Here is a 12,446-nt window from a genome sequence, read left to right as displayed (position 1 = left end):
TCCGCCAGCTGAAGCTGGCTTCTCACGTCTATGAGCACCAGCAGTTCGGCACCTGGGAGGTCGCCCACGATGCTCCTTGTGGACTGGCCAGATGGCGGACTACTGTCCACGGGTGTCCAGCATCTCAGATCGCGTGAGAAGCCTGATCGACCAGTCGGGCTTGCGGCCCCACGATTTCGCCGATCAGGCCGACCTCGACGCCGAGCAGCTCAGTGAGTGCCTCAGCGGCGCAAAATCCTTCTCAGCTGTTGATCTCGCGGTTATTGCCGATGAATTTCACGTCTCCATGGACTGGCTGCTCACCGGAGCCGAGCCGCCGTTGGCCGTGGCGGCGAGGACAACCACTGGAAAGGCAGCCGAAGCACTGGCAGTTGCCCGGGACTATGTTGCCCGGCGCGCCGACCTGGACAAGCTCGGCTATGCGCAACCTTGGGTGCCCGTTTCTCCGAAATCGTTTTCCGGTGATAGCTATGCCGCGCAAGGAGAGGCACTGGCGAAATCAGCTCGGAGAGCGGTGGAGAGCCGAGGCTGGTTGGTTTCCCAGGGCGGCCTGCCGGAACTGATTGAAGCGGTCTTTGGTGCCGATGTAGCTGTCGAGCCGTTGGGTGAAGGCTTTGACGGCCTTGCTGCCATGGGCCAAGGCGCTAAGCTAATCCTCCTGAGTACGGCATCCAACCCGGCGCGTCAGCGCTTCACTCTCGCGCACGAACTTGGGCATCTCCTCGCCGACGATGATCAGGATGTCCACCTGGATCGCGATATCTTTGGCCGAGCTCAGAAGCTCGACCCGAGCGAGCAGCGAGCCAACGCCTTCGCCTCTGCCTTCCTCTTGCCCGAGCAACCCCTGCGCGAAGCAGTCGGTGCAGTGAGGTTGACTCGGAAAAGATTTGCCGCGTTGTGCTGCGACTTCATGGTCAGCCCTGCGACCCTGGCCTACAGATTACTCAAGCTGCGTGTGATCGACGCCGGCGCCTGCGACTACTACAAGCGCATGACCGTGCGCGAGGCCGCGACCCTCGCCGACCGCGTGGAAGAACTTGACCGTCAAGTTGCGGTCTCGGAGGAGAAAAGGCTCCCCGGCCTCCTTGTACGCGACACGCGCGCTGCCTATGAGGCCGGTAAGGCGACCCTGCGTCCGTACGCATCACTGCTCGGCGCTGATGTCGATGAACTCAGAGACCGGTTCGCGTCCGAACAGGACAACGGCGGTGCAGCATGAGCGACTTCCTATTCCCGGACAACACCGTCCTGTGTAACTTCGCTGCCGTTGAACGCCTCGATCTGCTCCGAGCGGTCCTGGCCGGCCGCGGTAAGTGGACTGCGGCTGTGTCACGGGAGGCCCGTAAATCGGCTGAACAGCTGCCCGCTCTTCACGACCTGAGACAACAGGGCTGGCTTGGCGAAGCAATCCGAGTAACGGCTCCGGACGACCTTGCGAACGTATGGCACCTTCGTACGGCCGTGTTCGGCGGCCAAGCCGACCGGCACCTGCAGCACCTCGGTGAGGCCGAGACTTGCCACGTCATCCAACGCTGGCCTCAGTTCTCCGGCGCATGGTGGTTATCAGATGACAAATCCGCTCTAGAGTATGCGATCAGGCAGGGCATCATGACAGCGGAGACGCTCGACATGATGCAGTTGGCTGTGAAAGCGGGATTCGTCACGGCGGAGGAAGGCTTCGCCCTGATGCAGAAGATGCGCCAGTTCAACCGCTATCCGCGACTTCCTCGGTCCGTCGCCGACCTCACCGTCCTCCCATGGTCACTCACTGAACTTCTGCCTGACCAGAGCGATGACGAAGCCACCGCGCACACCACGCAACAAATTCATCCTTCGGGTCCGTAAGACGCCTGTCTGTGGAATGGGGCAGCTCCAAGCTTTGGTGATGCAGTGGTTATGCCGTCGGTCCGGCGGTGCGCTCACGGTCTCCTGATGGGCTCAAGGTACCCACGTAGTGTCATCGGATAGCTGGTTACGGTTGGTAGCCTCCTGTGCAATACGGCGGCCCGACATCAAGACAGCATGAGCCCTCTGTCCCAGTCTGGGTGGGAGCCAGGTCGTAACCCTGTGAGCACGCTCATCGGAGACCGGCTGGCCAGGAGTGGAGGTGTGGCTCAGGAGCAGGTCGTACAGCGCGACGGCCGGTTCCACCGGAGGCAGTCCGCACTGGGTGGCCGTTACTGAGGAACGGGCTGGGATGGAAAGACCTTCCGTGTCGAGGTCGCCGTAGTAAAGGATCCGCTGGATTCCCGGGATGTCTTTGACGGTCTCGACGGAGGCTTCGAAGGCCCGTCCAGAGCCGAAGGCCACAGCTTTGACGCGCCCAGGGTTCGGGGTGAGCAGGTCGCGGAGGGTGGCGTAGGTGTCGCTGTTCTCAGCGACTAGGAGGGTGTCTCCGTCGCCGAGCAGGCGGTAGGCAAGGGGCGGAGGTTCGCGATAGGCGCCAAGCTGTTCAAGGGTGAGGCGGCCGGGGGCGAAGAGCGCACCGGAGAGGAGGGCCTCAAGGCGCTTTTCGTCCTGGAAGATCACATACGAGCGTTCCCGCAGGGGGAGCGGCGCGCGAACGTCGGGGCAATTGCTGGTATCGCGGAACCATCGGTTGATGAGGGCTAGATCTTCATGATGGGCGGAGGTGAGGCGTGCTGTGTGGACCCAGTCGAGTTCCGGACGGTAGGAGCGTCGTGTAGTGATAGGCGCAGGCTTGCGCGGGGTGGCCGTAGGCAGCCGGATCTGTTCGGGCAGAGCCGGGCGGCCTGCGTCCCATTTGGCTTTCTGGCCGTGTGGGAGGCGGAGGATGCCGGCCTCGGAGAGCTCCTCAAGCAGGGTGGCCAGTGCGGTGCGGGAGTCCTCCCCACGGGCGGCGCCGGGGAGGGCTGCGGTGAAGGCTTCCATCATGGTGGCGCGCGACACGGTGGCTTTCTCGGCACGAGCGTGCAGTGCGGCACTGAGGCGGACAGCGCCTGGTGAGAGGCGAGGAAGTTGCTCGGAGGTAGGCACCGTCATCGGTTCGTTTTCCCCTTGCTGTACAGGCGCGCGGAACTGAGGTAGCCGTTCGCTTCGGGCTCGTGGACATCCGGGGCGGTCCGAGGGGCGGGGACGAGGGCGTTGCGGACGTGGTCGTCGAGGCGAATGCGGGAGAGGCCGGTGCGGGCCTCGGCGTCGTTGCGCAACTGGATGGTGGCGGGGAACCGAGCCGTGACGGCTTCGTCGCTCAGACCGGTGGTGTAGATGAGCTGAATGCCGAGGGCTGCCGCCATCTGCGTCTGGATGTCGACGAGGTAGGGCGCGTTGGCGCGGCCGATGGGGTTGTCCAGGAGGAGCAGTCCGCCGTGGCGGGTGCGGCTGCGCGGGCCGGGGGAGGTGCGCAGAGCGGCGAGAGCGCAGTAGAGCAGGATGGCGCCGGTCAGTTCCTGGCCACCGGAGAAGATCTTTCCCATCTTCTCGACGGGCACGCGTTCGATCCGTTGGGTGGCGTTGGGTTTCATGACCTCGGCGGTGAAGCGGGGAACGGCTGCGTGCAGGCAGCGCATGACCACCTCGGTGCCTTTGAGTTTGCGGGTGCGCGGGTTGGCGGCGAGGTTGTCGATGGTTTCGCGCATATGGGCAGTGAGCACGGCGAGCTCGGGCTTCCTGTAGCGGATGGTGAGGAAGCGCTTCCCTGCCCAGGGCGTGGGGCCGTCGGGGAAGACGGAGAACCGGCTTGCTTGGTCAACTTGTTGGAGAAGCTCGGTGACGAATCCGCTGAGCTGGGACACAAGTGCCTCACGAGCCTTGCTCATGCCTTCGAGTTGGGTCGTCAGGGCTGCGGCGGCGCGGTGCAGCGCCGTAGCCCACTCACGGGCGACGGCGGGGATGTGCCGCCGGTCAAGAGCTGAGATCTGGTTACGCAAGGGGATGTCGAGCTGCTCGAAGCGGACGTCGGCGGCCTGGTCCTTGAGCAGGGACACGCTGTCTTCGACGCGGCGCTCGGTGTTGGTGAGCTTGTGCCGGGCGTCTTCGTAGCGGGCTGTGGCTTGCCGTACGGCGGGTTCGGCCGCATCGGCTGTGCCTTCGTAGGGGTCCGCCGCGGGTTGAATGCCGAGCTGCTCGATCGTGGCATCCAAGCGCGCCAGGACACGACCGAAGGCGTCAAGTTCGCGAGTGTGCTGGCTCTGCTGCCTACGGGCCGCGTTGTACTCCTCGCCGGCACCGCGTTCGGCCTGCTGCGCCTCCGCCTGGGCGTGCTCGGCACGGTCGGTCAGGTCGCAAGCCTCTTCGATGGAATGTGGGGTCCACTGCGCGACGTCTTGAGTGCTGATGCCTTGTGCCGCGGGGGCGAGCGTGCGGTGTCGTTCCTTGAGACGGCTCTCCTTGTCCCGAAGACGCCGTAGCTGGTCCTGGAGGCTGTTGATCTGTTGGTTTAGATCGCGCTGCACGGCATCGCGCTGGACGTCATCCGCGGCAGCGGGAGAACGGCTGTACTCCTGAGCGAAGGGCTTGACCCGGTCAGGGACCTGCGCCCACTCGTCCTGGCAGGTGCGCAAGGCTTCTTCTGCTTCCTTGGCACGCTGACGCTGGTCTTCTCCGATGTCCACACTCCGCAGGTCCTCGAGTGCCTGCTCATAGCGGTGCTGGAGGACGGTGAGCGCTTCGCCGGGCGCTCCCTTGGCGTGCTGAGCCTGCTCGGCCTCGGGCGTGGCGGTGACCTTCTTCCGCGCCTGGGCATGGCTCTGGGCCTGCTGGACGGCGGCTTCCACAGCCTGGGTCATGCGTGCGATATCGCCGTGGGCCGTCTCCTCTTTCTCGCCCAGCTCTTCGAGTTCGCGCTGACGCTGCTGAGCTTCTTCCTCGAGCGCGGTGATCCGGTCGCGTGCCTGGCTGGCTTTCGCCTCGGCTTCGGCGAGGCGACGCATCGCCTGCGCGGCCTCGGCGGCCTCGCGGTGAGCCGTTTCCTGTTGTGTGTAGACCTCCTCGGCAGCGGTGACGGCGTCGTCGTTCTGTTCGGCACTGGCGCGCGCGACCTCAAGGCTGGCCTGAGATGCCTGCGCTGCCGTCCGGAGCTCCTGGAGCTGTTCGAGCCGTGCCCCTACGCTTACGGAGCCGATCTCGTCCAGCCAGTACGTGATCTTGTCGCCCAGGTCGCGGGTGTGACTGATACGTTCCTCGAGCTCACCCAGTGCCTGCGCGGAGGCTGCCAGGCGTGCCTCGACCTTGGCTCGTTCGAGTGCCGCGGCCTGTTCGTCATGCAGGGCCGGGGTCGGCTCGGGCACCATCCGGCCACTCGTGTCGGGCACCGGCGTCAACATCCGCTCCCCGGTTCCTACCGCGACGGCCGCCGTGGGCAGGGGACGAGTGCGCTCCAGATGGCGCTGCGCCTGATCCAGTGCTACGGAGCCGCCGCCTACGATGATGCCGCCGACCAAGTCCGGGTGGTCGTTGATGAGGCGCTGGTGATCGTCCGCGGGCACGTTGTCGCGCAGCCACTGCCAGCCGGGGACGGCGTCGATACCCTGGGCACAGAGGTCGGCACACAGGGAGCGGACCTCCTTGGTGGCGGGCAGGAGGCCGTCGCTGGTGTCCAGGGCGGCGAGGAGTTCTTCATTCGCGCTGTGCTGGAGCTGTGTCCGCCTGAGGGCACCGTCCAGAGCAGTGATCTTCCGCTCGATCAAGTTCTGCAGGGCAGCGTAGTGGTCGGCGAGCCAGGTCAGGGCATCGCCGTCTTGCAGGTCTTCGAGGCCAAGTTCAAGCAGTTCCGCAGTCACCGGATGGCGGCGCGCGGACTCGGCGCGGACGCGGAGCCGGTCGGTCTCCGCTTCGGCCGCTTCTGCTGCGCGGCGGTCATTGAGAGCCCGCTCCTGCAGTGCAGGCAGCTGCTGATATGCCTGCGCCCGGCGGCTGCGGGCCTCATTCTGCGCCTCCTTGGCCTCTACACAGCGCCGACCGTGGTGATCAGCTTCGCAGTCCATCCGGGAGGCGGTGTCTGCGGCGCTTTCGCCGGGCTGCACCTGTCCCTCTTCCCGTGCGGTGCGCAGCTGCTCTTCGAAGTCCTGCACCTGACGGCGCAACTGGCGCTGTTCTCCCTCAGCCGTACCGGCATCCCTGTGGAGGGAGTTGCTTCGTTCGCGCCACTGCTGGATCTTGCTGCGATACTGGGAGATCTCCTTCTCCAAATTGCCGGCCTCGACGCGTGCCTGCGTTTCGGCCGCCGCGTAGCCCGCCCGCAGCGCTGCCGCGGCGGTATCACATGCCTGTACATAGGGGGCAGCTGTTTTCTCGGCTTCTGAGAGGGCCCGCTGCATGCGGCCGTGGCGCTCCTGGGCAGCCGCGTGACGCACAGCGACCGGGACACTGCGCCAGCCCGCAAGGCGGTCTTCCAGCCGTTGCGTCGTCGCGGTGACTCGCTTCTGTTCCTCGGCTGATTCGCCCAGCTCGATACCGCAAGCAGCCCAACGCACATGCGCTACACGTGCATTGGCGACGTCTAGTTCTTGCTTGGCCGCTTCATGGGCCCGGTATGCGGCATTGACTGCGCCTGTGGTGGCCTGTGCCGTGGCGGTGAGGATCTGATGCCGGCGCATCAGCCCTGCGGCAAGGGCGACGAGGTCGCCCTTGGCCTGACCAGCCTCGCGCTGCTGGTCGGTGTACTCCTGGTACCGCTCGGCCACGCGGGCACAGATCTCCTCCATGGCCAGTGCGAACTCCCGCTCTTTGACCAGTTTCTCGCGCTGGTCGTGGGCGCCGGCATAGGTCTCGAAGGCACTGCCGAGGCTGGTGTACTTGTCGTCGTTGTTGGCCTTCTCCAGTAGCCACTGGACGAAGGCTGCTGCACTGGAGGTGGTGAACGCCTCGGCCGCCCCACTCTCGGTAGCGTTCATCTTGCGCTGGACATCGAAGAGGCCAGGTTCGAGACCCAGACCTGCCTGATGTTTCTCCCACTTCTCCTGTCCGTCCACGATCTGTAGTTCCAACGCCTCGGCCGTGGCCTGCAGTTCGCACAGTTCGTTGTAGTAGTGGTCGAACGGCAGCCAGTGACCGTCGCGGTGGAAAGGTAGATCGTCCGCGGACAGGGCGGCACCTGGGTGGAAGCTGTAGAAGCGGCGCTTGAGCTTGCCATCGCCTTCAGGTGCGAGCATCTGCGCGGTGACCAAGAGCCTGCCAGTCCGGGCATCAGCCCACTCCAGGACGATATGGGAGGGCTGAGCCGGAGAAACGACGAAGCTCCGCAGCTCCTCCGGATCATGGTGACGCAGTGGGATCGTGGTGCAGGTGATGCCGGTCAGCAGCACACCCTTGCCGCCGCCGTTCTGGAGCATGACCAGACTGGCCGGCGATGGCCGCTGCGTGACGTGTCCGGGCGTCGGCATCAGGGATGCCGTCTCAACCAGGGGGCCCACGCCAGAGAAGTCCAGGTTCACGTCTTCGTAGCGGGCATCGAGCGGCCCGAAGTTGCGCAGCAGGATGCGGTTCAACTCGTACATGGGAGGGGTCCTTACATCGCGATGGCGTCAGGTGGCTGGGGCGGAGTCCGGGAGCATGCCGTGGTCCGTAGCATCAGGCTGTTCCGGAGCTTCGGATGGGAGTGGCGCATCGTGATGCGGCAAGGCCGCCACGCCCAAGGCCGCCAGTTCCTGGAGCATTTCCCGGGCTGCCTGGTCACGGATGTGCAGCCTGTACAGGACGTTGGTGGCGTACGTGCCGCCCTCTTCCTCACTGGTCGCGCGGACGAATCCGCGCTGCTCGAGATGCGTGAACGCCTTCCTCACCAGCGCGTAGGTCGCCGACCGCGGAGTCCTGCCTTTGTCCGTACGACCGGTGGGGTTGCGGCGCAGGTAGGCCCGCCACAAACCCTCCAGTCCGGGGCTGCTGGCCGGCGGGTCGGTGTCCTCGTCGGCGGCTGTAGCACGGCGCTCAAGGACGGTCGCGTAGGCCCTAACGTCTTCGTCGACCTTCTGCACCGAGACCCGGGCGACGTGCTCGTCGTCGTCCAAGTCCTCCGGGCGGGGGAAGGCCCGCGACGCGATGGCCAGGTGGGCGAGCAGGTACAGCGGTCGGTTCTCCGCATTCGGCATGAGGTCAGTGACCGAGACGGCGAAGTCCGTCTCGGTCGTGGTTGCCAGGATCAGCCCCGCCTGCGGGTGCACCTCCTGGACCGTGAGGTCAAAACCCTGCGCGACTTTCCGTACCAGCTGGGCGAAGTCCGGCTCCGTATCGAACCGACGCACGAGGCGGGCGTACTCTCCGGAGCGAGCTGGGGACTTGCCACGTGTCATAGCCAGAGCCACTATCCGGGCTGCTGCGGCAACATCGTCGTACTGCGTCATGCGCTCGGCTCCAGATCATCATTCGTGGCGTGGGGAACAAACTCTGGCGAAAGGAGGGGTTGCGTATCGGGGGCCGCATCAACGTTGTCGGAGACCGGTTCGCCCACGGCCGGCAACAGCAGGAAGTCGCTGCCACCGAAAACCGGGTCGTCCAACTCAGTCCCGTCATCCACGACAACAACGGCTTCCTCACCGCGCACCAGTTCGGTGACGGGGACATGCCGAAACCGATGCGCGGTCTCCATCGCCAGCAGATGGTCAGTGTCGTCACCAGGCCCTCTGCCCTCGCCCCACTCGCGGGCACGCTCGAGCAGCCGAGACAGTCGCACGCCCTCTCGGGGGACGGCCGAAAGCAGCTTATCCACCCATGTATGCTGCGCGTCGTCGAACCTCGGTGGATCGGACGTGTCTTCCCAGTTCTCCGGTGTGCCCACCGCGACCAGCTCAACCTCGGCCTGTTCCGGCATCCGTGTGAGGGCCTCGAAGTAGTCCGGCAGGTACATCACCCGCGGACGGACCGGACCGAGTACCCCGCGCACGAACGCCTCCAGGGGCCGCTCGCTGTCCTCGATACTCAGCTCGAGCGCCGGCTCCAGGAGCTGGCTGCGCAGGTGCACCCGTGTATGGACAACGGGAGGTACGAAGATCTGCCGGTCCTGCTGGCGCCGGAACTCAGGAACCACCCTGAGCAGCATGTCGATGAGCATCAAGTGCCGCTGCAGACAATCCTCGATCAGCGCATTCAGAGCCTCCAGCTGCTGCCGCTTATGCTCCTCTTCCGTGACCTCGAGCAACTGCGCCACCTGTGCCTTCAGCTGAGTCTCCGCCCGTGATCTCTCCTCAACGTGCTCCTGCGCCTCCTCCAGTGGGCCCTCGAGATCCGCCTCCCAGTCGATGGCCCGTACGTTGCGTTTCATCTCCTCCATGCGGTTGAGTAGTTCCTTCGCGTACCGGATGCTCTGCACGTGGGCGGTGCGGGCGGCCTGCCACGCCTCACTGATCCGCGCGCGCTTGAGCAGCGCGGCCAGCTTGGCCTCCGCCGCGATCTGCTCGGACGCGATATCCACATCGACCGCATGGACGAGCACTGTGATGGCTGCATCAGTAACTGTCAGCGCAGCCTGCCCAGTTTCGTCCGGAACGTCCTTGAGGATCTGGAACGGAAACTCCCTGATGACGAAGCCGTCGCCTGTCACACTGCCGATCTCGTGCCGAAAGCACCGGTCGTGTCTCTCGGTGTTGATCATCCGCTCCACCAGCCAGCGCGCGACTTCCCGATACTCGGTACCCGTCCGCCCGGGAACCTGGAGTGCCGCAGACTCAGCCACCTGTTCCACGACGGCCTCTTGTCGAACTGCCGTCCGTATCCCTATCCGCAGCGTCACGAAGTCGATGGCCGCTAAGGCGAGTTCGGCCAGTTGGTACCCCTCCCAGCCCCGCTCCCGCTTCGCCGGACTGTCGTCGAGCGCCAATAGTGGCCGTACCACAGCCAGCGCCTTCATCCGTGACGTGATGCTCTCGTACGCCGTAGATGACTCGCCAAAGAACACTGAGAGCCCTCCCAACACCATTCGCCCGACCGGGAATTCACGCTAGGACACGGCACTGACAATGCCTCGATGGCGAACATGTGGACGATTTATTTCGGCTGCTGCATCCGCTGACGGCGTGATCAGGGAAACGGCATCCGCGCTACCTCGCGCCGCGATGCTGGCGACCCGGTTGCCTCTCGCCTGCTCGAGATCATCAACGACCGAGCCGCCCAGGGTCTGCAGGGTGCCGACCAAGAACCCCTTGCGAGACCGGGGGTGCCGTACGACTCGCTCGGCGCATGCTGCATATGACGGGACTGGCGGCCAAGTTCACCTCGTGGCCGGAGGTGTACGGCCCGGGGTGCAGTCCTGCTGTGAACGTGAGAATCACCCGGCGCGTCGAAGATGGCTAGGAATCGAGCATCGGCGCGGTGTAGAAGCTCCGCGCCGAAGGTGCTGCCCCTCTCCTCCCGCAAGAGCAGGTGCCCACTCACCGATGCCCCTATCGCAGCACTCAGGAGAAGGCTCGTTCACGGCAGGAAAGAAAGGGTACCGAAGGAATTGAGTCGCCTTCGAAGAGTGTGTCAGTGGGAAATTTCCCTGAGTGTGTTAGGCGAGCGAACCTGCCTCGCATTCGATGGTTGAGGAAAGTCGCGGAAATGGTGGATGGATTACCCGTCGAAATCGGTGGGTAACCCGCCACGGTAGTCGTTCTATGGGGTCGGCCAGCCGGGTTAGCGTCTGCCCGTGCGAGGGCTGTGTGACGGTCCCGGCGGCATTGATGTATTTCCTTTTATTTCGAAGTGTCGAGGTCAGGGCGTCGCAAGCGCTCCTCGTGAAACCGGGAAATCAAATTCCCGCGTCTCGTCGCCATAGAATGTGAGATATGGGCAAATGAATGGCGTGGCAAGGTGGGCGAGTTGCTGAAGGTTGCAGAGAAATGACTCTCGAAGGTGATGTCGAGAGCGTTTAGTATGATCTCTTCCGAGAGTATCACTCGGTGTTACCGTCAGAAGCGGGCCAGAACCGCTTGTTTGGCAGATCTTACTGCGGCAATGTTTGGCATGCCCATGTAGCACGTGAAGTTCAGGGGAACCCCAGAGGGTGAGGCTCCGCTCCGCCACCAGACAGCACGGCGCAGTGCTTCAAAACACTTGGCTCGCAGACTCTGATGATGGGGAGGGGCCTGCGTGTGAAGCGTCCGAATGCGGAGTCGCACTTTTCGGTCGCGTTGTCAACGTGGACAAGCCGGTCAGCGGCTTCGACTGGTGGGGTGCGCGAGCGGTGTCACGGCTTGAGGAGGCTTGGCGGTGGGGCCCGGTGCCTGCCGGGAGGCGGGCTTGCTGCGGCGGGTGCCGGTGCCGTGGGCGAGGTCCTCGCAGAGGTGGGCGAGCAGGGAGGCCGGGGTGCAGGGGGAGGCGTGGATGGCCCAGGTGGGGTGGTCGATGCCGGGGCCGGCCCACAGGGTCCAGGTGGCGAGGGTGGTGTGGGGGTTCTGGGCGGCGAAGGCGTCGAACTGGACGCCGGCGTCGCCTTGGTGGGTTTCCCAGCGGATCCACCGTCCGTCGACGGTGTGCTGCCAGCCGGCATCGGTGAGGGGGCGGGTGGCAGCGGTGACGGTTTTCTCGGTGGTGGGGCCGCCGATGGCGGTTTCCCAGGCGTCTTCCTCAGTGAGCCGGTCCAACAGGGTATTGAGGACGGGGGCGGGGGTGGCGCCGGTTGCGGTGAGGTGCCACATCCGCTCGGAGACGGGGGTGTTGTAGGCGGCGATGGTCCAGGCGGTCTCGCGGGGATGGGCTTCGTGGACGCGTTCGATGCGCAGGGTCTGTGATGCGTGGATGGCGTGGGTGGTGTCGTCGGAGAAGGTGCGCCACTTCTCCCAGTCGCCGTGGTCGGTGAGGAACTGGTCGAGGATGGCGTCGTGGTCGCCGGGGTCGGCGGCGTAGGCGGGCACCGTCTCCGTTTGCGGTTCGGGTTGTGCGGCTGTGGTGCCGAGCGTGGTGCGGGCTTCGGCGGCGCGGCGCTCGGTGCCGGTCATGGGGGCGGGGCCGGGGCGCAGGGCGTCGCCGTGGAGGCGTTCGAAGGAGTCGAGGGCCTGGGCGGGTGAGTCGAAGGTGTCGGCGATCTGCCGTAGGTGGTTCTCACCGTGGAGGTGGACGCTCTGGCCGCTGTCGCGGTAGGTGCCGACCGCGACGGTGGTCTGGCCGTCGTCGGCGTGGGCGTGGATGACGAGGCGGCCGTGGCGGATGTCGTCATAGAGCTTCTGGGCTTCGTTGGAGACCTCCCGGATTTCCTCACGGGTGCACCAGGGCATCGGGTAGTTGGCCCAGGTCCACTCCTCGTCGATGGCCTCGCGGAGCCGTGGGGAGACCTCGGTGGTGAAGCCGTCGGCGGCCAGCGCCTGGGCGGCCTGGTTCGCCCAGTGCGGCTCCTCGTGGTCGATGCGGGCCAGGACCAGGGTGTGCTGGTCGACTGGCTCGAAGCCGTGGGCGGTCAGGAAGGCGTGCGCTGCGCGGTGGCGGGGGCCGGTGAGGGCGGCGGTCACGGCGCTGGGATGGGCGGGGTGGGTATCGAGGTGGACGTGGGTGTCGGTGGAGGGTGTGGTCACGGCAGG

7 protein-coding genes are annotated in these 12,446 nt (G+C 65.4%); 2 read left to right on the top strand and 5 right to left on the bottom strand.

Going from position 1 to position 12,446, the window contains the following annotated elements; genetic code table 11:
* The first annotated feature begins 112 nt into the window (after window positions 1-112).
* Together ACLIYP_RS01495 and ACLIYP_RS01490 are read left to right on the top strand one after the other, a co-directional pair.
* Window positions 113-1,219: an ImmA/IrrE family metallo-endopeptidase gene (locus ACLIYP_RS01495; RefSeq protein WP_412711303.1), complete on the top strand. Its 1,107-nt coding sequence runs from the start codon at window positions 113-115 to the stop codon at window positions 1,217-1,219.
* Window positions 1,216-1,845, top strand: a complete 630-nt coding sequence (locus tag ACLIYP_RS01490; RefSeq protein ID WP_412711302.1) for a hypothetical protein — start codon at window positions 1,216-1,218, stop codon at window positions 1,843-1,845. Before ACLIYP_RS01495 ends, ACLIYP_RS01490 begins: the two co-directional genes overlap by 4 nt.
* Before the next feature lie 93 nt (window positions 1,846-1,938).
* Here the strand turns inward: ACLIYP_RS01490 and ACLIYP_RS01485 are convergent, their stop codons facing one another.
* The 5 genes from ACLIYP_RS01485 to ACLIYP_RS01465 all read right to left on the bottom strand — a co-directional run bounded on the left by ACLIYP_RS01485 (window position 1,939) and on the right by ACLIYP_RS01465 (window position 12,440).
* Window positions 1,939-2,910: a Wadjet anti-phage system protein JetD domain-containing protein gene (locus ACLIYP_RS01485; protein WP_412711301.1), complete on the bottom strand. Its 972-nt coding sequence runs from the start codon at window positions 2,908-2,910 to the stop codon at window positions 1,939-1,941.
* Between the two features lie 89 nt (window positions 2,911-2,999).
* Window positions 3,000-7,457, bottom strand: coding sequence for a coiled-coil domain-containing protein (locus tag ACLIYP_RS01480; protein WP_412711300.1), 4,458 nt, complete (start codon window positions 7,455-7,457; stop codon window positions 3,000-3,002).
* Window positions 7,458-7,484: 27 nt separating this feature from the next.
* Entirely contained in the window at window positions 7,485-8,300 is an 816-nt protein-coding gene (locus ACLIYP_RS01475) for a hypothetical protein (protein WP_412711299.1), read from the bottom strand.
* On the bottom strand, window positions 8,297-9,802 hold the full coding sequence (locus ACLIYP_RS01470) for a CBS domain-containing protein (protein ID WP_412711298.1): 1,506 nt from the start codon (window positions 9,800-9,802) through the stop codon (window positions 8,297-8,299). Before ACLIYP_RS01470 ends, ACLIYP_RS01475 begins: the two co-directional genes overlap by 4 nt.
* Window positions 9,803-11,084: 1,282 nt before the next feature.
* The gene (locus ACLIYP_RS01465; RefSeq protein WP_412711297.1) at window positions 11,085-12,440 is read right to left on the bottom strand and encodes an SPDY domain-containing protein; all 1,356 of its coding nucleotides are present in this window, start codon (window positions 12,438-12,440) and stop codon (window positions 11,085-11,087) included.
* Window positions 12,441-12,446: the final 6 nt, after the last annotated feature.

Source organism: Streptomyces nanhaiensis (assembly GCF_046614825.1).
GTDB classification, from domain to species: Bacteria; Actinomycetota; Actinomycetes; order Streptomycetales; family Streptomycetaceae; genus Streptomyces; species Streptomyces radiopugnans.
This window is presented reverse-complemented; position numbering and strand designations above follow the sequence as displayed.